This is a genomic window from Rahnella sp. JUb53, from assembly GCF_004346065.1.
Taxonomy (GTDB): Bacteria; Pseudomonadota; Gammaproteobacteria; order Enterobacterales; family Enterobacteriaceae; genus Rahnella; species Rahnella variigena.
This window is the reverse complement of sequence record NZ_SLYT01000012.1, coordinates 61,785-83,720: the sequence shown is the minus strand read 5'-3', so window position 1 is coordinate 83,720 and position 21,936 is coordinate 61,785. Positions and strand designations below refer to the sequence as shown.

Here is a 21,936-nt window from a genome sequence, read left to right as displayed (position 1 = left end):
TCATGGCCACTATCGAAGAACAAATCAATCACTTACGCACTCAGCTGCGCCATCATGAATATCAGTATCATGTTCTGGACGCACCGGAAGTGCCTGATGCCGAATATGACCGTCTTATGCGTGAATTGCGGGAACTGGAAACCGCGCATCCAACGCTGATCACTGCGGATTCTCCCACGCAGCGCGTGGGCGCCGCGCCGCTTTCTGCTTTCGAACAGGTAAAACATCAGGTGCCGATGTTGTCGCTGGACAACGTATTTGATGAAGAAAGCTATCTGGCGTTTTACAAGCGTGTGCAGGACAGGCTGAAAACCACTGAACCGCTGACGTTCTGCTGTGAGCTGAAACTCGATGGTCTGGCGGTAAGCCTGCTGTATGAGAATGGCGAACTGGTGCAGGCAGCCACGCGTGGCGACGGCACGACCGGTGAGAACATCACCGCTAACGTGCGTACCATTCGCGCCATTCCTCTGCGTCTGCATGGCGACAATATTCCGGCTCGTCTCGAAGTGCGTGGTGAAGTGTTTATGCCGCAACCGGGCTTTGAGGCGATGAATGACGAAGCGCGCCGCACCGGGGGCAAAGTGTTTGCCAACCCGCGTAATGCCGCTGCCGGTTCATTGCGTCAGCTGGATCCGCGCATTACCGCCAAACGTCCGCTGACTTTCTTCTGCTACGGCGTGGGTCTGCTGGAAGGCGGTGAACTGCCTCGCAGTCATATTGCCCGCCTGCAACAATTTAAGGCCTGGGGTTTGCCGGTCAGTGACCGCGTCCGCCTGTGCACCGGCAGTGAGGAAGTGCTGGCGTTCTATCGTCAGGTCGAAGCCGACCGTCCGTCACTGGGCTTTGATATTGACGGCGTGGTAGTGAAAATTGACTCGCTGGATATTCAGGAAACGCTGGGCTTTGTGGCGCGTGCGCCGCGCTGGGCAACAGCCTTCAAATTCCCGGCGCAGGAACAAATTACGCTGGTGAAAGACGTCGAGTTTCAGGTAGGGCGTACCGGTGCGATCACGCCGGTGGCACGTCTGGAGCCGGTTCTGGTGGCGGGCGTGATGGTCAGCAATGCCACGCTGCATAACGCCGATGAAATCGAGCGTCTTGGCCTGCGTATCGGCGATACCGTGATAGTGCGCCGTGCCGGTGATGTTATCCCGCAGGTAGTCGGTGTGGTGCTGGATGAACGTCCGGAAAATGCCCGCGAAGTGGTATTCCCGACGCAGTGCCCGGTCTGTCATTCTGATGTCGAGCGTGTCGAAGGCGAAGCCGTGGCGCGTTGCACCGCTGGCCTGATATGCGGTGCACAGCGCAAAGAAGCGCTGAAGCATTTTGTCTCCCGCCGCGCGCTGGACGTTGACGGCATGGGCGATAAAATCATCGACCAGCTGGTCGAGAAAGAATATGTCAAAACGCCGGCTGACCTGTTCCGTCTGACGGCAGGCAAGCTCACTGGTCTGGATCGCATGGGGCCGAAATCGGCGCAAAACGTGGTGAATGCGCTGGAGAAAGCCAAAGAAACCACGCTGGCGCGATTCCTGTACGCTCTGGGTATTCGTGAAGTGGGTGAGGCTACGGCGGCCAATCTGGCAGCGCATTACGGTTCAGTGGAAGCACTGAGAGCGGCGGATATCGAATCACTGAAAACCGTCCAGGACGTTGGTGAAGTGGTCGCCAAACACGTGGTGAATTTCCTGTCGGAAGAACATAACCAGCAGGTGATTGACGAGCTGTTAAGCCCGGAAATCAACATTCACTGGCCTGAAGTGCAGGTCATTGTACCGGAAGAAATCGACAGTCCGTTTGCCGGTAAAACCGTGGTATTAACCGGATCACTGTCGATCCTTTCCCGCGATGAAGCCAAAGATCGTCTGACCGCGCTGGGTGCGAAAGTGTCCGGCAGCGTGTCGAAGAAAACCGATCTGGTGATCGCCGGTGAAGCCGCGGGTTCCAAACTGGCGAAAGCGCAGGAACTGGGGATCGACGTGATCGACGAAGCGGAGATGATCCGCCTGCTGGGTGAATAAAAGATGGAAAAAGAAGATCTGATCCAGATTGCCAATGTGGTGATGCCGTTCGGTAAATATGCCGGACGGGTGCTGATCGACTTGCCGGAAGAATATTTGCTGTGGTTCGCCCGTAAAGACGAATTTCCGCAGGGAAAACTGGGTGAACTGATGCAGCTGACGCTGGCGATTAAAACGGAAGGGCTGCAAAGCCTGATCAATCCGCTGCGCCGTAATGGCCCCGGACTGAGCGGTACCGACGAATAAACGCTGTTCAGAACGAGTCACTTCTCTAAAACAAAGGCGCTGAACTCAGCGCCTTTTTTCTGCCTGCTATCCAGCCAGCTTATTCAGTCACAGGCTTTTGTTTCAGCGCCGCTTCCCGCTGTTTTTTCTGGTAACGCTTCGCCAGAACCGCACAGGTCATAAGCTGCACCTGATGGAAAATCATCAGCGGCAGCACCATCATGCCAATCGCGCTGACCGGGAACAGAATGTTCGCCATCGGGATACCGTTCGCCAGGCTTTTCTTCGAACCGCAGAATACAATGGTGATTTCGTCCGGTTTGCTAAAGCCCATCCAGCGCGCCATGTAGGTGTTGATCACCAGAATAAAGGCCAGCAGCACCAGACTGAACACCACGATAAACAGCAGTGAACCGAGGCCTACCTGATGCCAGATCCCCTGTGTGACCGCTTCGCTGAAAGCGGAATAGACCACCAGCAGAATCGACGTCTGGTCAGTTTTGCCGATCATCTTACGGTGACGCTCTACAAAGCCGCCGATCAGCGGACGCAACAAATGTCCGGCGATAAACGGCACCAGCAGTTGCAACACGATATGCCCGACCTGCGCCAGACCATTGCCAGTTTCGCCCTGCACATGCATCAGCAAACTGACCAGCAGCGGCGACACAAATATTCCCAGCAGGCTTGACGCCGACGCGCTGCACACCGCGGCCGCCACATTACCGCCCGCCAGTGAGGTAAATGCAATCGCCGACTGCACGGTGGCAGGCAGAATACACAGATAGACAAAGCCGCTGTAAATCTGCGGGCTGACATCTACCGGATGCCACCACTGGAACAGCAGGCCAAGGATCGGGAACAGAATGAAGGTGCTGAACATTACCCACAAATGCAGCCGCCAGTTATTACTGCCCTGAAAAATCGCTTCACGCGAAAGTTTGGCGCCGTGCATGAAAAACAGCAGGCCGATGGCGAAAATCGTCAGGTTATTGAAGAACGCCACAAACATGCCGCTGGCCGGAAAGAAGGTGGCCAGCAGGACGACGGCGATAAGTGTCAGGGTAAAGCGATCGGGTAAGAAGCGCATAACAAGTCTCGAATAGTTGTTTCTGAATGCGGCTATTCTGTGCCTTTGCGATACAATTAAAAAATTGATTTATTTAATCCATTAATGCAGAAAATTCATGAATTATTCTCTCCGACAGCTTCGCGTATTTGTGGCGGTTTCACGCTACGGCAGCTTCAGCCGGGCTGGTGAGTCCATTGGTTTAAGTCAGTCGGCGGTCAGCCACAGTATGAAAGAACTGGAAGCCGAAATGGGCGTGCGGTTGCTGGACAGAACCACGCGTGAAGTCGCGCTGACTGACGCCGGTCTGCGGCTGGCCAACCGTGTCGAACCGCTGCTCGATGAACTCCACGCCATGTTGCTCGATACCCGCAGTTTCGGTACGCAGCACAATGGTCGCGTGCGTATTGCTTCCAGCCAGACCATTTCCGCGCAACTGATGCCGCAATGTATCGCCAGCGGTGCGCTGCAATATCCCGATATCCGCGTGATACTGCGCGACCAGGCTCAGCAACTGGTGCTTAACAGTGTGAGAAACGCCGAAGTAGATTTCGGGATTGTGATTGATCCCGGTGAGAATACTGATCTGGATTGCGAACCGATTTTGCATGAACCGTTTTTGATGATGTGCCGCGAAGATCATCCTCTGGCTGCGCTGCCGGAGGTTAAATGGCAGGCGCTGAACGGTCAGAAACTGGTGCTGCAGGACTACGCGTCAGGCAGCCGGATCCTGATCGACGGCGCGCTAAAGGCGCAGAAAGTGAAGGCGGAGATTGTCCAGGAAATAGGCCATCCGGCTACGTTATTCCCGATGGTGGAAGCCGGAATTGGTATCAGCGTTATCCCGGCGCTGGCGTTGCCCGGACCGGAAGGGAGCAAGCTGGTGGTTAAAAGTCTGGTGCCGGAAATCAACCGCGTACTGATGCTGGTGAAACGTAAAAACCGGTCTTTATCGCCCGCGGCGCAGGCTATCTGGCAGGTAGTCAAAGAGCAGGCGGCATTACTGAGTGAAAAACGCAGCCAGCAGGGCGTGTTTGGATCCTGACGTCTTGCCGGCTGTTTCCTGCATTAACTGCGATGACACGTATGTTATTAGACGTAAATGTCGATGGCGTTGGTTTCCGAAGGTTTATTCACACCTACTTCTTTTTTCGCTTCGGCCGCGGCTTGCTGTTGTTGCTGCTGCTGAAGTGCCTTCTGAGCCTGCTGCTGTTCGATTTGAGCAATCTGCTGTTGCAGCATCTCGATTTGCTGTTGCAGAAGTTCCTGCTGCTGCTGAACGTCTTCAGAACTGCCGCCTGAGCTGCTCAGGTTTTTCACCTGCTCAGTCAGTTTGGCAATCTGTTTAGTCAGCTGGGCAATCTGGCTGGCACTGCCGGAGTCACTGGTGGACGCCGTGCTCACCGAACTGCTGGTGGCGCTGATAGTCGTCATAAAAGCCTCACTTTGTGGGAATCAAATTTTCTGCACGTACCGGTGCTTAACTGGTATCGGCATCGCGCTGTGAGGCTTTACCTGCTTTTCATATTCCTTACAGATTTAACGATTTTCTTTCGTTCAAACCCTGCACTTTTAGCTTCGGCCAGCGTTCCAGCCAGCCTTTACTGCTGACGCGTCCGGCAAAAACGCTCGCAATCGCATGGCGCGGATTGGGCGTGATGGTGAAGGTAAACAGGGTATCCAGCCCGAGCGGGGCGTTAAGCTCAATTTGTCCGGCGTCATTCATCCTTGCGCCGATGGCGGTTTCCACCTCAACCCAATGACTTATGGCCTCTGCGCTGGAAACATAAGGCGCGTGTCCGTGGCGTTCATGCATGCGTGCCTGATTTTTTACCGACCAGGGCAAGTCTGGAGATTTTTCCTGCAGAAGTTGCTCGTACCGCTCATCTGCTTCTGCCGAACAATCCTCAGGATTGAAATACACCACGTCGATATCGTTAAGCGGCGTGGCATTTTCATAACCGTGCAGCCGGTCCCAGACCAGATTGCGAACAAATCCCGCCGCCAGCCAGGCATCGTTCAGCCCCAGTTCGCTGGCCTGCATCAGCGCCCGCAGATGCAACGGTTCTTCCCTGAGCCAGGTGATAATTTGCAGTTTCCGGTTGATCACGTGCAGTACTCCTTTTTTGGCGATGCCCGAATTGTAACGCGATTTTGTGACGTTTTTTCAGCGCACCGTTTCGGGTTCGCCGCTCCCGGAGCCCGCGCCAAAATGAAGCAGACAGTCCGTGAATACGGCGCCAGGCCGCGGCGGCTATGGGTTTCTCAAGTGGTACAGCCTTTGCAACAGTCTGCCTGATGGCTATGATTTACTACAATACCTTACTGTTTCTGATCTTCGCCGCCATGATGTTGCTGGCCTGCGACCGGTGCCTGCAAAAAGGGGTAAATAACCCGGTGAGCTAAGGAGTGTTATGTTTCAGACGACATTAAATCACCGCAGTTATCAGTTTAAGGATTTGCGCGAACTGATGGCAAAGGCCTCGCCCGCACGGTCGGGAGACTATCTGGCTGAAGTGGCTGCCTCCAGCGCAGAAGAACGCATGGCGGCGAAAATGGCGCTGGCCGACGTGCCGCTCAAAACGTTCCTGCAACAGTTGCTGGTGCCCTATGAAGACGATGAGGTCACGCGGCTGATTGTTGATACCCACGATGTCGCGGCGTTTGCTGCGATTTCACATCTGACCGTCGGGGATTTTCGTGACTGGCTGTTGAGTGAGAAAACCGACAGCCATGTGCTGGCGGCTGTCGCCCGTGGGATCACGCCGGAAATGGCCGCTGCGGTCAGCAAACTGATGCGCAATCAGGATCTGATCCTGGTGGCGAAGAAATGCCGGGTGATCACCAAATTTCGCAATACCATCGGGTTGCCGGGACACATGAGCGTGCGCCTGCAACCGAATCATCCGACGGATAATTTGCAGGGCATTGCCGCCAGTATGCTCGACGGTTTGCTGTACGGTTCCGGCGATGCAGTGATTGGCATTAATCCCGCCAGCGACAGTCTGCCGCTGCTGGAAAATCTGAATTACATGCTGGATGACATCATTACGCGTTTTGAAATTCCCACGCAATCCTGCGTTCTGACGCATGTCACCAACACCATCAAACTGGTGGAACGTGGCGCGCCGGTCGATCTGGTGTTTCAGTCGATTGCAGGAACCGAAGCGGCGAACAGCGGTTTTGGTATCAATCTGGCGCTGCTGGCGGAAGCACAACAGGCGGCTCTCAGCCTGAAACGCGGCACGCTGGGCGATAACGTAATGTATTTCGAAACCGGGCAGGGCAGTTGTTTATCCGCCAATGCGCATTTCGGGGTCGATCAGCAAACCTGTGAGGCGCGCGCGTATGCCATCGCCCGCCATTTTTCGCCGCTGCTGATCAATACCGTGGTCGGTTTTATCGGCCCGGAATATCTGTATGACGGTAAACAAATCATTCGTGCCGGACTTGAAGATCATTTTTGCGGCAAATTACTCGGCGTGCCGCTGGGCTGCGATGTGTGTTACACCAACCACGCTGAAGCGGATCAGGATGATATGGACACTTTGCTGACGCTGCTCGGCACCGCCGGACTGACGTTCCTGATTGGCGTACCGGGCGCGGATGACATCATGCTCAATTATCAGAGCACGTCTTTCCACGATGCGTTGTACATCCGCGAATTACTCGGGCTTAAACATGCGCCGGAATTTGCCGTCTGGCTGGAGAAAATGAAAATAATTGATCCGCAGGGCGCCTTGCAGGATACCCGTGCATCCCATCCGTTACTGCGTCAGTTGCCGCAACTGAGCTGAGGTCTGTGCTGATGAATAAAGAAAAAGGGCAGGAGGTGTCGCCTCTGGTGCATAACAACCCGTGGGAAACGCTGCGTCAGTTTACCGCCGCACGTATCGCGCTGGGGCGCACCGGTTCGAGTTTGCCGACGGACGAGCTGCTGCGCTTTGGTTTAGCCCATGCGCAGGCGCGTGACGCAGTGCATCAGCCATTCGACAGTCAGTCGCTTGAGCCTGAATTATTCGCGCTCGGGCTGGATACCCTGACGGTGGCCAGCGCAGCGCCTGACAGGGCGACCTATTTGTGCCGTCCGGATCTCGGACGCAAATTATCTGAACAAAGCCGTCAGGCATTACAACGGCTCACGCCGGAGCCTGCTGACGTGGTGCTGGTCATCGCCGACGGTTTATCATCGAAAGCAGTACACCGGCAGGCCGTGCCGCTGATTGCGGCATTATTGCCCTATCTGCGCACGCTGGAGCTGAAAATCGGGCCGGTAGTGCTGGCGCATCAGTCACGGGTTGCGCTGGGCGATGATATTGCGCAGGCGATGAAAGCCAGAGCAGTGGCAATTTTGATCGGCGAGCGTCCGGGATTGTCATCTCCCGACAGTTTAGGGATTTACATGACCTGGGAGCCGCATACCAAAAGGCTGGAATCAGAACGAAATTGTATTTCGAATGTGCGTCCGGAAGGGCTGAACTATCCGCAGGCGGCTTTTAAGCTAGCGTGGCTGCTCGAACAATCTTTCCAGCGGAAATTGTCGGGGGTAAATCTGAAGGATGAAAGCGATAACCCGGCGCTGCACAATAAAGTCGTGCCGATGTTTAAGCTGGAATAGGGGATGTTTTTGGAGACACAGAAACGAAAAAAGCGCCTAAAGGCGCTTTTCTCTGAATTGGTGGGCCGTGCTGGATTCGAACCAGCGACCAATTGATTAAAAGTCAACTGCTCTACCAACTGAGCTAACGGCCCGCAGAAGTGGTGGGCGATGACGGGCTCGAACCGCCGACCCCCTCCGTGTAAAGGAGATGCTCTACCAACTGAGCTAATCGCCCACTTCTGGGTACTTCCCCACGTAAGAAGAAACTTGCTGAGAAATGGTGGGCGATGACGGGCTCGAACCGCCGACCCCCTCCGTGTAAAGGAGATGCTCTACCAACTGAGCTAATCGCCCATTTCTCAATTCTTCCTACTTATCACAACGCGGCACTCTTAAAGAGTGGTGGGCGATGACGGGCTCGAACCGCCGACCCCCTCCGTGTAAAGGAGATGCTCTACCAACTGAGCTAATCGCCCCCGTCGTGATGGAGTCGCATTATAGGGATACTTGAAATTACGTCAACGCTTTTTAAAAACAAAAATGATCGTTCGGCTTATTTTTAGACAACATGACGCGTTTCTCGCCCGCGTAGTCGATTCTTTACGCATTCATGGCCTTAAACCACACGACTGCCCGTGGTTGTGCGTTGAGGAATCAGGGCAGAGTGGTAGAATGTCAGCCACTTTTTGTTAATTGATAGCGACGTTTTTCGGCGTTGCGTTATTAAGGTTGCACCCAGATGAAAATCAAAACCCGTTTTGCCCCAAGCCCGACCGGCTATCTGCACGTCGGTGGCGCCCGTACCGCGCTTTATTCCTGGCTCTTTGCCCGCAACCTGGGCGGCGAGTTTGTGCTGCGTATCGAAGATACCGATCTCGAGCGTTCCACTCAGGAAGCAATCGACGCGATTATGGATGGCATGAACTGGCTGAATCTGGACTGGGATGAAGGCCCGTATTTCCAGACCAAACGTTTTGACCGCTACAATGCAGTTATTGATGAGATGCTGGAAAACGGCACCGCGTATAAATGCTATTGCTCTAAAGAACGTCTGGAAGCGCTGCGTGAAGAACAAATGGCCAATAACGAGAAGCCTCGTTATGACGGTCGTTGCCGTGACAGCCACGAACATCACGCTGCCGATGAGCCGTGCGTGGTGCGTTTTCGTAACCCGCAGGAAGGTTCTGTCATCTTTGATGACCAGATCCGCGGCCCGATCGAATTCAGCAATGACGAGCTCGATGATCTGATCATCCGCCGTACCGACGGTTCCCCGACCTATAACTTCTGCGTTGTGGTTGATGACTGGGATATGGAAATCACTCACGTTATCCGTGGCGAAGACCATATCAACAATACCCCGCGTCAGATCAACATCCTGAAAGCGCTGGGCGCACCGGTACCGGTTTACGCGCACGTTTCCATGATTCTGGGCGACGACGGTAAAAAACTGTCCAAACGCCACGGCGCGGTGGGTGTAATGCAATACCGCGACGACGGCTATCTGCCGGAAGCGCTGCTGAACTATCTGGTGCGTCTGGGCTGGTCTCATGGCGATCAGGAAATTTTCAGCCGCGACGAAATGAAAGCGCTGTTCTCACTGGAGAACGTCAGCAAATCTGCCAGTGCGTTTAACACTGAAAAACTGCAATGGCTGAACCATCACTACATCAATACGATGGATCCGCATTACGTGGCGACCCATCTGCTGTGGCATGTGGAGCAGGCCGGTATCGAAACCCGTAACGGCCCGCAGCTGTTCGAAATCGTGACCCTGCTGGGCGAGCGCTGCAAGACGCTGAAAGAGATGGCAGAATCCTGCCGTTACTTCTACGAAGACTTTGCAGAGTTTGATGCCGATGCGGCGAAGAAACACTTACGTCCGGTTGCGCGTCAGCCGCTGGAAGTCGTTCGCGCCAAACTGGCTGCGATCACTGACTGGACTGCTGAGAACATTCACCATGCTATTCAGGGCACGGCGGATGAACTGGAAGTCGGGATGGGTAAAGTCGGCATGCCACTGCGCGTTGCGGTAACAGGTGCAGGTCAGTCTCCGGGTGTTGACGTGACCGTTCACGCTATCGGCCAGAGCCGTGTGCTGGCGCGTATCGATATGGCGTTAGCCTTTATTGCTGAGCGCGAAACGCAAGCTCAGTAATCGCTGTTAAAAAGCGATAAAAAAAGCCAGCTCGGGAAACCGGCTGGCTTTTTTACTTTCTGCGAAACGCTCGCGTGAAAATGTCTTAATTAACGTTGTTCAGTTGCAGGAGCCTGAGCGGTAGGGCGGTAGGCGAGGAAGTACATCAGCCCGACGAAACCAGCGCCACCGACAGCGTTACCGAGGAATACGGCCACGAAGTTCGGGAAATACTGAGACCAGCTCAGCGCACCAGCAAAAATAGCGGCTGGAACGATGAACATATTCGCCACCACGTGCTGGAAGCCGATGGCCACGAACGCCATGACCGGGAACCACATACCGATCACTTTGCCGCCGACTTCTTTACTGGCGAAGGCCAGCCAGATTGCCAGACACACCAGCCAGTTACAGCCGATACCGGAAATGAATGCGTGCATAAAGTCAGCGTTCACTTTCGCGGTGGCAGTGGCAACGGTTTTGCTCAGGAAGGCGCCTTCCGTCAGACCCAGAACGTGGCCGAAGAAATAGGCCACTGCCAGGCTGCCCAGCAGGTTAGCGAGAGTCACCCAGAACCAGTTACGCAGAACGGCGTAAAGACTGATCTGACGCGCGAACCAGGCGATAGGTAAGGTCATCATGTTACCGGTCAGCAGTTCTCCCCCTGCTAATACCGTCAGTATGATGCCCACCGGGAAGACTGCCGCGCCCAGCAAGTTACTGAATGAACCCCAGGATGCAGGTAACGTCCCTATTACGTGCAGATCCAGCAGGAATCCGGTGGCGATGAATGCGCCAGCCAGGAAGCCCAAAATTAACAAATTCAACACGGAAGCATGGCTTTTGTTAACGCCCGCCGTGACAGCGATGGATGCGATTTCTTTAGGTGAATACAAGGACATGGGAGTGCTCGAATGTAGTAAGTTATGATTATTGCGCGAGCAGTCTATTCTGAGATTTATCTCAAAACAAGACGATTTTCATAGTCTGCTAACATTCCATTAATCATTCAGACATAGATGTTAAGAAAATGCGTAGCGAGATCAGAAAGCTAGGAAAAATGCGGGCTGGCGGCCAAATTGTAAAACAATGCATCCGGCTAAAAATTTGCTTCATGGAAGCGGATTTTTCCCTGCGAAATGGGGTATTTGGCGGCTTTTTCAGCGCTTGAATTCAGAAACGGATTTAGCCGTTGACAGGGGTAGCGACGTTTCATATTATGCGCCCCGTTCACCCGTTTTTACGGGCATGAATTGGGGGTATAGCTCAGCTGGGAGAGCGCTTGCATGGCATGCAAGAGGTCAGCGGTTCGATCCCGCTTATCTCCACCAACTTCCTTTCCAGAGCAAGTTGGCTGTTTCCTTACCAGGGGAAACAAAAGAAGTAAAATGTGGACTACCTCGTGTGGGGGTATAGCTCAGCTGGGAGAGCGCTTGCATGGCATGCAAGAGGTCAGCGGTTCGATCCCGCTTATCTCCACCAAATATTAAAGAAACCCGCTTCGGCGGGTTTTTTGCTTTCTGCGATCCGGTGATTTCCTCACGTTCTGTTTATCCCTGAATTACCGCCATAAAAAAACCCGCCGAAGCGGGTTTCTTAGTCTTTCAGTCGTTTGCTTACTTACGCCAGTACCAGACCCGCGATAGAAGCAGACAACACGCTGACCAGCGTTGAGCCGTACAGCAGTTTCAGGCCGAAGCGTGAAACCACGTTGCCCTGGTGCTCGTTCAGGCCTTTGATAGCGCCGGCAACGATACCGATAGAAGAGAAGTTTGCGAAAGACACCAGGAACACGGACAAGATGCCCACGCCGCGTGGTGACAGTTCGGTCGCAACTTTCTGCAGATCCAACATCGCAACGAATTCATTGGAAACCAGTTTGGTTGCCATGATGCTGCCTACCTGCAAGGCTTCGTGGCTTGGTACGCCCATCATCCATGCGAATGGATAGAAGACATAACCCAGCACGCCCTGGAAGCTGATGCCGAATACGACGTCGAACAACGCATTCAGGCAGGAAATCAGTGCGATGAAACCAATCAACATGGCTGCAACGATGATAGCCACTTTGAAACCGGCCAGGATGTATTCACCCAGCATTTCAAAGAAACTCTGACCCTGGTGCGTGTTACCGATTTGCAGGTCTTCTTCTGAATCAACTTTATAAGGGTTGATCAACGACAGTACGATGAAAGTACTGAACATGTTGAGCACCAGCGCAGCAACAACAAAGCGCGGTTCCAGCATGGTCATGTACGCACCCACAATCGACATAGAAACCGTCGACATGGCTGTGGCTGCCATCGTGTACATACGTTTTTCAGACATTTTGCTCAGAATATCTTTATACGCGATAAAGTTTTCTGACTGGCCCAAAATCAGGGAGCTGATGGCGTTGAAAGATTCCAGCTTTCCCATGCCATTAATTTTCGACAGAACCGTACCGATAATACGGATGACGAAAGGCAGTACGCGAATGTGTTGTAAAATACCGATCAGTGCAGAGATAAACACGATCGGACACAAGACTTTCAAGAAGAAGAACGCTAATCCTTTATCGCTCATGCCTCCAAATACGAAGCCGGTCCCTTCCGCAGCGAATCCTAATAATTTCTCAAACAAGTCTGAGAAGCCTTTCACAAAACCTAAACCTATTGAAGAGTTCAGGAAGAAATAGGCTAATAAGACTTCGATGACCAAAAGCTGAACAATGAAACGTAAACGGATATTCTTCCGGTCACGGCTCACCAGTAAAGCGAGTGCAGCGACAACGGCCAACGCTAATACAAAGTGCAATATTCGGGACATGGGTGCTCCAAATTAGAGGCAGGCTATATTTCGACGGACATTTTATGTAACGCGTACATTTAAAACGTGAAGTCGATTGCAAATATAGAAATTACAAACACGAATTGCAACAAATCGCGGCCTATCACACAAAAAATCAAGATGTTAATAAAACTAAGCACAATTAGCTTTCCTGTGCTAGTTTTATCATGTGCCGTAATGCGTTCTGAATCTGGCCTGTAAATGTCTGTTTTAGGAAAGTGCGCTGCGTCTGGCTTTCTGAAGTCGGGTGAGCGATTCACCTTTCAGTTATCACCCTCTCGCTTACTGCTACTGCCTATCAGAGTAATTACTCAGATCATTCTAAATACACTTGATAATCATTATCAATTAGATATGATTGATGTAAGCGTAATAATTGTAAGGGTTAACTAACTATGCTGAACAGCCGGGCCGAATCCTCAGGCCGCGCGTCCAGAAAGATGAAGCTTTCACTGATGGGGCCAGCCTTTATTGCCGCCATCGGTTATATCGATCCGGGCAACTTTGCGACTAACATTCAGGCCGGTGCCTCTTATGGCTATCAGTTGCTATGGGTGGTGGTCTGGGCCAACGTCATGGCGATGTTGATCCAGTTGTTGTCTGCCAAACTCGGTATTGCGACCGGTAAAAATCTTGCCGAACATATCCGTGACCGCTTCCCGCGCCCGGCCGTGTGGGCTTACTGGGTGCAGGCGGAAATCATCGCCATGGCCACCGATCTTGCTGAATTCATTGGTGCGGCGATCGGCTTCAAATTGCTTCTCGGCGTATCGCTGTTACAAGGCGCGGTGCTGACCGGGATTGCCACCTTTATTATCCTCGGGCTGCAAAAGCGTGGGCAAAAGCCGCTGGAACTGGTGATCGCCGGTTTACTGCTTTTTGTCGCAGCGGCTTATATTGTCGAATTGTTCTTCTCGCAGCCAAGCATGATGGCGCTCGGTAAAGGGATGCTGATCCCCTCGCTGCCGACGGCAGATTCCGTCTATCTGGCTGCCGGTGTCCTCGGTGCGACCATCATGCCGCACGTCATTTATCTGCACTCCTCGCTGACCCAGCGGGGCGGCAAGGCATCTAAAGCGCAGCGTTATTCCGCCACCAAACTGGATGTCGGCATTGCCATGACCATTGCCGGTTTCGTGAATCTGGCGATGATGGCAACCGCTGCTGCCGCGTTCCATTTCAGCGGACACAGCGGGATCAGTGAACTCGATGAAGCCTATCTGACCCTGCAACCCTTGCTCGGTCACGCCGCTGCGACCACTTTTGGTCTGAGCCTGGTGGCGGCGGGGTTATCGTCGACAGTGGTCGGCACACTGGCCGGACAGGTGGTGATGCAGGGCTTTGTGAAATTCTACATTCCGCTGTGGGTGCGCCGTACGGTCACCATGATGCCGTCATTTATTGTGATTTTGATGGGATTAGACGCCACACGTATTCTGGTCATGAGCCAGGTATTGCTGAGCTTCGGGATTGCGCTGGCGCTGTTGCCGCTGCTGGCCTTTACCGGTAACCGCAGCCTGATGGGCGATATGGTCAACACCAAAACCGTGCAGTGGGCAGGGCGGCTGATTGTACTGATAGTCGTCAGCCTCAACCTTTATCTGCTGATCGGCATGTTGAAATAGCGTCCGGACACACGTCAGGCAATAAAAAACGGGACAGCGCAAACTGTCCCGTTTTTGTTTCTGTTCAGTGGCGATGATCGCCGTGACCGCCACGGTGATCGTCGTGGCCGCGTCCTTTGTCATGTCCGTGACCGTGACCGCGCCCGTAGTCATTATGCGGACGCCCATGGTCGCCATGATAATAATGCGGCGGTGGCATCGGGCGACGCGGCGGATGGCGCTGATCCCACCAGCCCTGATCGCGCCAGCGGTAACCATCCCAGTAATGACCACGCGGCCCACGGTAACCATAATGATGACCGCGATAGCTATTCCACCAGCCTGGGTTACGCCAGTCGTAGCCGTCCCAGTAATAACCCCGGTTATCGCGGTCACCGATATTGATAGAAAGGCCCGGCGTATTCAGGCTGAAGCTGCTGGCCTGCACGGTGGGTACCGCCGCAGGGAGCAGGGCAAAGAACAATGTGGCGAATAATACTGGCTTTAACATGAGCGGCCCCAGATTCCTTATAATTTATGCTGACAGTTATAAGGTGAAGCGGGCACGGGTTCTATTGCTTACAATCCTGTTTTGAATGATTTACGCGCCTTAACGCAAAGCTTACACACTCTCCATAAAGGCGCGTTTTTTGCTCATTCGGGTAAGCGTTTACACCAAAATGCCTTCGATTGATGCCAGCTCTTCCGCGCTGAACTGGCGGTTGGCGATCATGCCCACCGCATCATCAATCTGGCTGGTTTTACTGGCACCAATCAGCACGGAGGTCACGCGGTCGCCGCGCAGAACCCACGCCAGCGCCATCTGCGAAAGCTTCTGACCGCGCGCTTGCGCAATCTCATTAAGCTTACGCACTTTCTCCAGCTTTTCTTCGGTCAGCTGATCGGTGGTCAGGAATTTACTGTCGCTGGCGGCTCGTGAATCTTGCGGAATGCCAGCCAGATAACGGTCTGTCAGCACGCCGCCCGCCAGTGGCGAGAAGGCGATTGAACCCACACCATTATCCGCCAGCGTATCCAGCAGATCCGCTTCTACCCAGCGCTCAAACATGGAATATTTCGGCTGATGGATCAGGCACGGCGTGCCGAGATTTTTCAGGATGTCGAAGGCTTTTTTGGCGCGATCAGCCGGATAATTCGATAAACCGACATACAGCGCTTTGCCCTGACGCACGATCAAATCCAGCGCTGCCATGGTTTCTTCCAGCGGCGTGTCCGGATCAGGGCGGTGATGATAGAAAATATCCACGTACTCCAGCCCCATGCGTTTCAGGCTCTGGTTCAGACTGGCGACCAGATATTTTTTCGAACCCCAGTCACCATAAGGGCCGTCCCACATGGTGTAACCGGCTTTGGAAGAGATGATCAGCTCATCGCGATAAGGCAGTAAATCTTCCTGCAGGATGCGGCCAAAATGCTGTTCCGCAGATCCCGGAGGGGGGCCGTAGTTATTGGCGAGGTCGAAATGGGTGATCCCGTGGTCGAAAGCATGGCGGATCAGTTTCCGGCCATTCTCAAAATGGGCGTTATCGCCGAAGTTGTGCCACAGGCCGAGTGAAACGACAGGCAGTTTTAAACCGCTCTGGCCGCAGCGACGGTATTCCATATTTTCGTAACGGGTTGGACTGGCTTGATACACCATGTGAGTCCTTATAATAAATTCAGGAGTGAACAGAAGGTTAACAATGTCATAAAAAAACGATTTTAGTGTATGCGCTTTCACAAGCATTTCCAGCTATTCAGATCACATCCGGAACAATCCTTAGGCTCATGGTGGTTGATAACCGTGACTATTCTTCCTGCGTATTACCGTAACTGCTGAATAACGCGCCCTGCGTTAATGCAGTGCAGGGCTGTAACTCTGCGTTTCCATTATCTGTTTCGGATAATAAATATCCTATTTTCCGAAATAGAGTAATACTTCAGTTAGTGGGATTAACTGTTTACTCTATTTTTAACAGAGGATCGTCATGGAAAATGAATACACCGTAGGTGACTATCTTTTAGACCGCTTATCATTTAGCGGGATCTCCGAACTGTTTGGCGTGCCGGGTGATTACAACCTGAAATTTCTCGACAGCGTCATTAACCATCAGCAAATCACCTGGGTTGGCTGCACCAATGAATTAAATGCGGCATATGGCGCAGATGGTTATGCGCGTACCAAAGGGATTGCGGCATTGCTGACCACCTTTGGCGTCGGCGAGCTGAGTGCGCTGAACGGCATTGCCGGCAGTTACGCCGAATATGTGCCGGTGGTGCATATCGTCGGCGCACCGGCGCTGACGTCGCAACGTAAAGGCGAGTTGCTGCATCACACGCTGGGTGATGGCGAATTTAGCCACTTTATGCGGATGTCAGAACCGGTCAGCGTGGCGCAGGCTTCCCTGACGCCGGAAAATGCGCTGACCGAAATCGACCGCGTCATCGAAGAAGTGATGTACACCTCGCGTCCGGGATATCTGTTGCTGCCAAGCGATGTCGTCGCGCTGCCGGTCAGCACCAGAGCGCATCCGCTGCCGGCCAGGCAGCCACCTTTCTCGCCTTCCTCTCTTGAAGCTTTTGTTGCCGCGGCGGAAAAGCATCTGCGGGGAGCCAAACGCGTTTCATTACTGGCGGATTTTCTGGCAGACCGTTTTAAAGTGAAAAAGGCGCTGGAACAATGGATGGAAGACGTGCCGCTCGCGCATTCCACATTGCTGATGGGTAAAGGTTTATTCAACGAACAGCAGGCGCACTTTGCCGGGACTTACTCGGGAGCCGCCAGCGCACCATCAACCAGAGAAGCGATTGAAGGAGCGGATGTGGTGATTACCGTCGGCGTGAAATTCACCGACACCATCACCGCTGGTTTTACCCAGCAACTTCCGTCCGGTAAATGCATCGACCTCCAGCCCTTTTTTGCCCGTGTAGGTGATCAGATCTTCCACCAGTTGCCGCTCGAAAAAACGGTCAGTGTGATGCACCGGCTTACCGCCGAACTGGGCTGCGGCTCAGCGTCCTACGCCGTTAAACGTAACACCCTGCCTTTGTCGCACGATAACAGCCTCGGGCAATATGCCTTCTGGCAACAGATTCAGGATTTACTGCAACCGGGCGACGTGCTGGTTGCCGAACAGGGCACCGCCTGTTTCGGTGCTGCGGCGCTGAATCTGCCACAAGATTGCCAGTTCGTTGTCCAGCCATTGTGGGGTTCCATTGGCTTTACGCTGCCTGCGGCGTTTGGTGTGCAGATTGCCGTACCGGATCGCCGCGTGGTGCTGCTGATCGGCGACGGTTCTGCGCAACTGACCCTTCAGGGATTAGGTGCCGCCATCCGTTACGGTCTGCCCCCGATTGTTTTTGTAATTAATAACGACGGCTACACCGTCGAGCGGGCGATCCACGGCGAAACCCAGCGTTATAACGACATCGCGCAGTGGAACTGGACCCAGTTCCCGGCGGCATTTGGCGGCAAAGAGGTGTTCAGCGCGCGGGCAGAGTCGCCGCAGGCGCTGAAAGACGCGATTGAAAAGGCTACCGCGCAGCGTCAGATGGCCTGGATAGAAGTGGTTCTGCCGAAAATGGATATCCCTGAGCTGCTAAATTCTGTCACCAAATCGTTGGCAAAGCGTAACTCAGGGCAGTAAATCGGTTTCCGGTAACGGCGGGTCAATGAGCTGGTCGATGAACCAGGACCCCGCCGGACCGGGCTGATTGTTCTTACTCCACACTGCATCCACCGAGATCTGCTTCGGCCAGCCGCGCATCGGCAGGCTGACCAGTTTGTCATGTCCGAACTGTTTCACCAGCCAGTGCGGCAACGTCGCCCAGCCAAATCCCTGTTCCGCCATTTCCAGCAGCATCAGATAACTGGGCGCTGACCAGATTTGCCCCTGCGCCCGGGGCATTTCCCGGCGGCTGTAAGGTTGCAGACAGAGCTGGCGAAAGGTGTTTAATTGCTCCGGTTGCAGGTCAGTCATTTTCGCCAGCGGATGCTCGCGGCTGCAAAAAATCGACATATCCGTTTGCTCCGGCAGGCGCGCCACACCAATATCCGGCGGATAACTCGCCTGCACTTCAACCATGCCGATATGCGCGCGGCCTGACTGCAACAGGTCGATCACGTCCTGGTCTTCGGCTATCTGACACTCAAATTCAATATCCGGATACCGGCGCTCAAAGCGGCGCAGCAGCGCTTCGTGATGGGTCGGCTGATAAGTGTCGGACAGCACAAACGTCAGGCGGGTTTCCACCTGCGTTGATAAGCGTACCGCCAGTTCATCGAGCCGCTCGCTGGCGGCCAGAATGGCCTGAACGTGGCTCAGCACGCGCTGTCCGGCAGGAGTCAGCACCGGATGCCGGCTCTGGCGGTCAAATAATGTGACGCCTAAATCTACTTCCAGATTGGCAATTGCCGTGCTGACGGTGGACTGACTTTTGCGCAGCTTACGCGCTGCCGCTGAAAACGATCCGGCATCGGCGGCTTCGACAAAGGCTATCAGGGCTTCCGGGGAATAACGCATAGGATGATCCTTTGATTTCAATCCATCTATTTTATCGATACTTTCTATCTTTTACCTATCTCATTTAGTGATGATAATGACCGCCTGTGACAGCCGTCACGTAGCATTTAACGTAACAACAATCAGGAATCAGGCAGGTTTTTATGTCTAAGCAAACACGGAATATCTCTCAGAAAACATTCGGCGAACGCATCTTCCATGCGGTAGGTTTTGAAACCCTCGCCGTGCTGATTTCAGCGCCGGCCGCCGCCTGGGCGCTGAACAAACCGGTCTGGGAAATGGGCGCACTGGCAATCATGCTGTCAACGACAGCCATGGTCTGGAACATCGTCTATAACAGCCTGTTTGACAAATTCTGGCCGGTTTCCCGTGTGGTGCGGACATTTAAAATCCGCGTGGCGCACGCGCTGGGCTTCGAAGGCGGATTTATCATAATTGGTCTGCCGATTGCCGCGCTGTGGCTGGGTATCGGACTGCTGGACGCCTTTATGCTGGAAATCGGGTTCTTCCTGTTCTTCCTGCCGTATACCGTGGCGTACAACTGGGTTTACGACACACTCCGTCAGCGCTGGATGAACCGTCGTCTGGCAGCAGAGGATTGCCCGGCTAAACAGTAATTCTCATTTCTGTAAAGCAGCACAAAAAAGCCCGCCGACATTTTCTTTGTCCGCGGGCTTTTTGTCGGTTATGGTTTTGGCATCCGGAAAATACAGGGCGTCAAGATGAAAACGTTAGGGCTGATTGGCGGTATGAGCTGGGAATCCACCGTGCCGTATTACCGCATGATCAATGAGCATGTGAAACAGCAACTGGGCGGCCTGCATTCGGCCAAACTGTTTCTCTACAGCGTCGATTTTTATGAAATCGAAAAGCTGCAAATGGCCGGTGACTGGCAGCAGGCGGGTGAAATTCTCGGTAACGCCGCGAATTCACTGGCGCGCGCTGGCGCGGACGTCATCGTCGTGTGCACCAACACCATGCATAAAGTCGCGGACGATATCGAACGCATCGGTGGCCTGCCGCTGCTGCATATCGCCGATGCGACGGCCGAAAAAATCAAAGGGCAGGGCATGCGTAAAATCGGCCTGCTCGGCACGCGTTTCACCATGGAACAGGATTTCTATCGCGGACGTTTGCAGGAAAAGCATCAGATTGACGTGGTGACGCCGGACGAAGCCGACCGGGCGATTGTCCACCGCATCATTTACGAAGAGCTGTGTCTGGGCATGATTAAGGAGGATTCCCGCGAGGAATATCGCCGGATTATTAGTAAATTAGAACAGCAGGGCGTGGAAGGGATCATTCTTGGATGTACCGAAATCACCCTGCTGGTCGGTGCCGAAGACGCGAGCGTACCGGTGTTCGACACCACCGCCATTCATGCGCTGGCGGCGGCGGAATTTGCGTTAAAACAGGATTAATCTTCTTCTGTGATCTGCCGGTTCAGCCGCTGTTTTGCGACCTGCATCAGCGGCTTACCGGCCAGCATCAGCCAGGCTGGCAGCATGACAATGCACAGCAATGGCAACAGTTTCAGCCCCGGCACCACGGCGGCGGCCATAAACAGACTCAGCCAGCCGTCGCGTGTCACCACCAGCACCATCCCCATTACCGCACATGAAACCGTCACCGCTGCGGGCACATCCGGTGCGTACTGATGCAACATCAACCCGAGCGATACCCCGACAAACACCGCCGGGAAAATGCGCCCGCCACGAAAACCACAGGCGGCAGCGACCACTAATGCCGCGAGTTTGGTGAGCGTAATCGCCAGCAGAGGTCCCATCTCAAACAGCTGATTGGAATGTGCCAGCTCTTTCATTTCATCCAGACCTTTGAACAGCGTGATTTCTCCGCCGATCAGCGCCAGCAGACCCAGCACAAAACCGCCAAGGCCGAGGCGTAATATCGGATTCTGAATCGTATTGAACAGCCGGTGCATATGCGGGAACAGCCACACGGCGATCATCCCCAGAGCGATGGCGATCAGCACCACGACGGAGCCACTGAAAATGTCGATCAGGCTGGAAGAATCATAAGAAGGAATGCTGAGCGAGAAATCCGGCTGGAAGAACTGATCGGTGGTCAGCGCACCGGCACCGGCGGCAAGCAAAGGGGCAAACAGGCGATCCCATAACGGCACATCTTTATTGGTACCGAGGGTTTGCGAGAAAATCAGCGCCGCCGCGACCGGCGTGCCAAACAGTGCGCCGACAGTCCCGGCTGCCGCCAGAATGACCCAGTCAGTGGTCGGCACTTTAGGCATCAGACGTCCACCCAGCCACGCCACCAGTGCGATATTAATCACCGTGACCGGATGTTCCGGCCCGAGGCTGACGCCGCCGGCCAGTCCGACCATCAGCGCCAGCGCCAGACCCGGTAATGCGTTTACCGCCACCGGCGCGCCAATCAGCGATTCAGTGGCCGGATCCGGCCCCGCGTGGCCTGGCATATACTTAATAATCGCGCCAACACCGATGCCGGTCAGCGTCAGCATAAACAGTGTCCAGCTGGCCGATTCCGTATTCACTTGTAAAACGGCGGGAATGTGTTGCCACAGCAGGTTTTGCAATGCACCAGCAATCATCATGATAAAGACCAGAATCAGGCTGGAAAGCACCCCGATAATGACGGCGGGCAGGGCGAAAGCCAGCATAATTCTGGCGCGGGGATGAAACATGCAAGAATTTCCTTATTTATCGTTATCGCTTTGTTTGCCCTAATAGCTTAGATGAATCCTGGCGAAGTCTGTTTGCGGGCGCTCAACATTATTTTGTGTGACATACCGCATAAATGTGCGCGGGTTCAAAACTGCGTTGCAGCGTATAGCAATTACCGCTATTTTGCCCACACGAAACTGTAAGCTTTGCCCCACAGGCGGGGTTTGGCCAGTCGCTTTAATTGATGAAGACAACTTACATCTGC

The 21,936-nt window shown here is 53.8% G+C and carries 20 protein-coding genes and 6 tRNA genes; 13 read left to right on the top strand and 13 right to left on the bottom strand.

Annotated features, from left to right (window positions below):
• Positions 1–2 precede the first annotated feature (2 nt).
• Positions 3–2,024, top strand: a complete 2,022-nt coding sequence (ligA, locus tag EC840_RS22050; protein ID WP_112290715.1) for an NAD-dependent DNA ligase LigA — start codon at positions 3–5, stop codon at positions 2,022–2,024.
• 3 nt (positions 2,025–2,027) lie between these two features.
• Entirely contained in the window at positions 2,028–2,270 is a 243-nt protein-coding gene (locus tag EC840_RS22045) for a DUF3820 family protein (protein WP_112290716.1), read from the top strand.
• 79 nt (positions 2,271–2,349) lie between these two features.
• Here EC840_RS22045 and EC840_RS22040 read toward each other — a convergent pair whose 3' ends face one another.
• A complete protein-coding gene (locus EC840_RS22040) occupies positions 2,350–3,339 on the bottom strand; it encodes a bile acid:sodium symporter family protein (protein WP_129639103.1) in 990 nt (329 codons plus the stop codon).
• A 97-nt stretch (positions 3,340–3,436) separates the two neighbouring features.
• Here EC840_RS22040 and EC840_RS22035 point away from each other — a divergent pair, with 97 nt between their 5' ends.
• Entirely contained in the window at positions 3,437–4,363 is a 927-nt protein-coding gene (locus tag EC840_RS22035) for a LysR family transcriptional regulator (protein WP_132967080.1), read from the top strand.
• A gap of 47 nt (positions 4,364–4,410) precedes the next feature.
• Here EC840_RS22035 and EC840_RS22030 read toward each other — a convergent pair whose 3' ends face one another.
• The gene (locus EC840_RS22030; protein ID WP_129639101.1) at positions 4,411–4,752 is read right to left on the bottom strand and encodes a FlxA-like family protein; all 342 of its coding nucleotides are present in this window, start codon (positions 4,750–4,752) and stop codon (positions 4,411–4,413) included.
• 97 nt (positions 4,753–4,849) lie between these two features.
• Complete coding sequence (locus EC840_RS22025) at positions 4,850–5,362, bottom strand: nucleotidyltransferase family protein (RefSeq protein ID WP_165353178.1); 513 nt, start codon at positions 5,360–5,362, stop codon at positions 4,850–4,852.
• A 212-nt stretch (positions 5,363–5,574) separates the two neighbouring features.
• Here EC840_RS22025 and EC840_RS25325 point away from each other — a divergent pair, with 212 nt between their 5' ends.
• The 3 genes from EC840_RS25325 to eutC are packed head-to-tail and all read left to right on the top strand — an operon-like array spanning position 5,575 to position 7,936.
• Entirely contained in the window at positions 5,575–5,724 is a 150-nt protein-coding gene (locus tag EC840_RS25325) for a hypothetical protein (protein WP_165353116.1), read from the top strand.
• Between the two features lie 8 nt (positions 5,725–5,732).
• Positions 5,733–7,115: an ethanolamine ammonia-lyase subunit EutB gene (locus EC840_RS22020; RefSeq protein WP_129639099.1), complete on the top strand. Its 1,383-nt coding sequence runs from the start codon at positions 5,733–5,735 to the stop codon at positions 7,113–7,115.
• An 11-nt stretch (positions 7,116–7,126) separates the two neighbouring features.
• Entirely contained in the window at positions 7,127–7,936 is an 810-nt protein-coding gene (gene eutC / locus EC840_RS22015) for an ethanolamine ammonia-lyase subunit EutC (RefSeq protein WP_112290726.1), read from the top strand.
• A 58-nt stretch (positions 7,937–7,994) separates the two neighbouring features.
• On the opposite strand, the gene EC840_RS22010 is transcribed toward eutC, so the two are convergent.
• The 4 genes from EC840_RS22010 to EC840_RS21995 form a co-directional block, all read right to left on the bottom strand.
• Positions 7,995–8,070: transfer RNA gene (locus EC840_RS22010), tRNA-Lys, on the bottom strand.
• A 7-nt stretch (positions 8,071–8,077) separates the two neighbouring features.
• Positions 8,078–8,153, bottom strand: a tRNA-Val gene (locus EC840_RS22005).
• A gap of 43 nt (positions 8,154–8,196) precedes the next feature.
• Positions 8,197–8,272, bottom strand: a tRNA-Val gene (locus EC840_RS22000).
• A 46-nt stretch (positions 8,273–8,318) separates the two neighbouring features.
• A tRNA-Val gene (locus EC840_RS21995) sits at positions 8,319–8,394 on the bottom strand.
• Between the two features lie 263 nt (positions 8,395–8,657).
• Between EC840_RS21995 and gltX the strand changes: the two genes are divergently transcribed.
• Positions 8,658–10,076, top strand: a complete 1,419-nt coding sequence (gene gltX, locus EC840_RS21990) for a glutamate--tRNA ligase (RefSeq protein WP_120161621.1) — start codon at positions 8,658–8,660, stop codon at positions 10,074–10,076.
• A gap of 89 nt (positions 10,077–10,165) precedes the next feature.
• Here the strand turns inward: gltX and EC840_RS21985 are convergent, their stop codons facing one another.
• Positions 10,166–10,957, bottom strand: coding sequence for a formate/nitrite transporter family protein (locus tag EC840_RS21985; RefSeq protein WP_113876956.1), 792 nt, complete (start codon positions 10,955–10,957; stop codon positions 10,166–10,168).
• A gap of 353 nt (positions 10,958–11,310) precedes the next feature.
• On the opposite strand from EC840_RS21985, the gene EC840_RS21975 reads away from it, so the two are divergent.
• A tRNA-Ala gene (locus EC840_RS21975) sits at positions 11,311–11,386 on the top strand.
• A gap of 75 nt (positions 11,387–11,461) precedes the next feature.
• Positions 11,462–11,537: transfer RNA gene (locus EC840_RS21970), tRNA-Ala, on the top strand.
• 138 nt (positions 11,538–11,675) lie between these two features.
• On the opposite strand, the gene EC840_RS21965 is transcribed toward EC840_RS21970, so the two are convergent.
• Positions 11,676–12,863: a NupC/NupG family nucleoside CNT transporter gene (locus tag EC840_RS21965; protein WP_112290733.1), complete on the bottom strand. Its 1,188-nt coding sequence runs from the start codon at positions 12,861–12,863 to the stop codon at positions 11,676–11,678.
• Between the two features lie 416 nt (positions 12,864–13,279).
• On the opposite strand from EC840_RS21965, the gene EC840_RS21960 reads away from it, so the two are divergent.
• A complete protein-coding gene (locus EC840_RS21960; RefSeq protein ID WP_112290734.1) occupies positions 13,280–14,509 on the top strand; it encodes an Nramp family divalent metal transporter in 1,230 nt (409 codons plus the stop codon).
• Positions 14,510–14,573: 64 nt separating this feature from the next.
• Here the strand turns inward: EC840_RS21960 and EC840_RS25705 are convergent, their stop codons facing one another.
• A complete protein-coding gene (locus EC840_RS25705; protein WP_132967074.1) occupies positions 14,574–14,999 on the bottom strand; it encodes a DUF2502 domain-containing protein in 426 nt (141 codons plus the stop codon).
• A 159-nt stretch (positions 15,000–15,158) separates the two neighbouring features.
• Entirely contained in the window at positions 15,159–16,148 is a 990-nt protein-coding gene (gene mgrA, locus EC840_RS21950) for an L-glyceraldehyde 3-phosphate reductase (protein WP_112290737.1), read from the bottom strand.
• Between the two features lie 328 nt (positions 16,149–16,476).
• Between mgrA and EC840_RS21945 the strand changes: the two genes are divergently transcribed.
• Positions 16,477–18,135 carry an alpha-keto acid decarboxylase family protein gene (locus EC840_RS21945; RefSeq protein ID WP_132967072.1) on the top strand — a complete coding sequence of 553 codons (1,659 nt, stop codon included), beginning with the start codon at positions 16,477–16,479 and terminating at the stop codon, positions 18,133–18,135.
• On the opposite strand, the gene EC840_RS21940 is transcribed toward EC840_RS21945, so the two are convergent.
• Complete coding sequence (locus EC840_RS21940) at positions 18,124–19,011, bottom strand: LysR family transcriptional regulator (protein WP_112290740.1); 888 nt, start codon at positions 19,009–19,011, stop codon at positions 18,124–18,126. The two genes, EC840_RS21945 and EC840_RS21940, sit on opposite strands and share 12 nt — an antisense overlap.
• Before the next feature lie 143 nt (positions 19,012–19,154).
• Between EC840_RS21940 and EC840_RS21935 the strand changes: the two genes are divergently transcribed.
• Together EC840_RS21935 and EC840_RS21930 are read left to right on the top strand one after the other, a co-directional pair.
• Complete coding sequence (locus EC840_RS21935) at positions 19,155–19,628, top strand: multidrug/biocide efflux PACE transporter (protein WP_112290742.1); 474 nt, start codon at positions 19,155–19,157, stop codon at positions 19,626–19,628.
• Between the two features lie 105 nt (positions 19,629–19,733).
• The gene (locus EC840_RS21930; RefSeq protein WP_132967070.1) at positions 19,734–20,432 is read left to right on the top strand and encodes an aspartate/glutamate racemase family protein; all 699 of its coding nucleotides are present in this window, start codon (positions 19,734–19,736) and stop codon (positions 20,430–20,432) included.
• Here EC840_RS21930 and EC840_RS21925 read toward each other — a convergent pair.
• The gene (locus tag EC840_RS21925; protein ID WP_113876965.1) at positions 20,429–21,691 is read right to left on the bottom strand and encodes an ion channel protein; all 1,263 of its coding nucleotides are present in this window, start codon (positions 21,689–21,691) and stop codon (positions 20,429–20,431) included. The genes EC840_RS21930 and EC840_RS21925 overlap by 4 nt on opposite strands.
• Positions 21,692–21,936: the final 245 nt, after the last annotated feature.

Coding starts and splice junctions, on each gene's coding strand:
- EC840_RS25705 (WP_132967074.1), bottom strand. CDS start 14,999: ATGTTAAAGCCAGTATTATTCGCCACATTGTTCTTTGCCCTGCTCCCT.
- EC840_RS21940 (WP_112290740.1), bottom strand. CDS start 19,011: ATGCGTTATTCCCCGGAAGCCCTGATAGCCTTTGTCGAAGCCGCCGAT.
- EC840_RS22035 (WP_132967080.1), top strand. CDS start 3,437: ATGAATTATTCTCTCCGACAGCTTCGCGTATTTGTGGCGGTTTCACGC.
- EC840_RS22040 (WP_129639103.1), bottom strand. CDS start 3,339: ATGCGCTTCTTACCCGATCGCTTTACCCTGACACTTATCGCCGTCGTC.
- eutC (WP_112290726.1), top strand. CDS start 7,127: ATGAATAAAGAAAAAGGGCAGGAGGTGTCGCCTCTGGTGCATAACAAC.
- EC840_RS21945 (WP_132967072.1), top strand. CDS start 16,477: ATGGAAAATGAATACACCGTAGGTGACTATCTTTTAGACCGCTTATCA.
- EC840_RS21965 (WP_112290733.1), bottom strand. CDS start 12,863: ATGTCCCGAATATTGCACTTTGTATTAGCGTTGGCCGTTGTCGCTGCA.
- EC840_RS21935 (WP_112290742.1), top strand. CDS start 19,155: ATGTCTAAGCAAACACGGAATATCTCTCAGAAAACATTCGGCGAACGC.
- EC840_RS21985 (WP_113876956.1), bottom strand. CDS start 10,957: ATGTCCTTGTATTCACCTAAAGAAATCGCATCCATCGCTGTCACGGCG.
- EC840_RS22030 (WP_129639101.1), bottom strand. CDS start 4,752: ATGACGACTATCAGCGCCACCAGCAGTTCGGTGAGCACGGCGTCCACC.
- EC840_RS22045 (WP_112290716.1), top strand. CDS start 2,028: ATGGAAAAAGAAGATCTGATCCAGATTGCCAATGTGGTGATGCCGTTC.
- EC840_RS25325 (WP_165353116.1), top strand. CDS start 5,575: ATGGGTTTCTCAAGTGGTACAGCCTTTGCAACAGTCTGCCTGATGGCT.
- EC840_RS21925 (WP_113876965.1), bottom strand. CDS start 21,691: ATGTTTCATCCCCGCGCCAGAATTATGCTGGCTTTCGCCCTGCCCGCC.
- gltX (WP_120161621.1), top strand. CDS start 8,658: ATGAAAATCAAAACCCGTTTTGCCCCAAGCCCGACCGGCTATCTGCAC.
- EC840_RS22025 (WP_165353178.1), bottom strand. CDS start 5,362: ATGCAGGCCAGCGAACTGGGGCTGAACGATGCCTGGCTGGCGGCGGGA.
- EC840_RS22020 (WP_129639099.1), top strand. CDS start 5,733: ATGTTTCAGACGACATTAAATCACCGCAGTTATCAGTTTAAGGATTTG.
- EC840_RS21960 (WP_112290734.1), top strand. CDS start 13,280: ATGCTGAACAGCCGGGCCGAATCCTCAGGCCGCGCGTCCAGAAAGATG.
- EC840_RS21930 (WP_132967070.1), top strand. CDS start 19,734: ATGAAAACGTTAGGGCTGATTGGCGGTATGAGCTGGGAATCCACCGTG.
- ligA (WP_112290715.1), top strand. CDS start 3: ATGGCCACTATCGAAGAACAAATCAATCACTTACGCACTCAGCTGCGC.
- mgrA (WP_112290737.1), bottom strand. CDS start 16,148: ATGGTGTATCAAGCCAGTCCAACCCGTTACGAAAATATGGAATACCGT.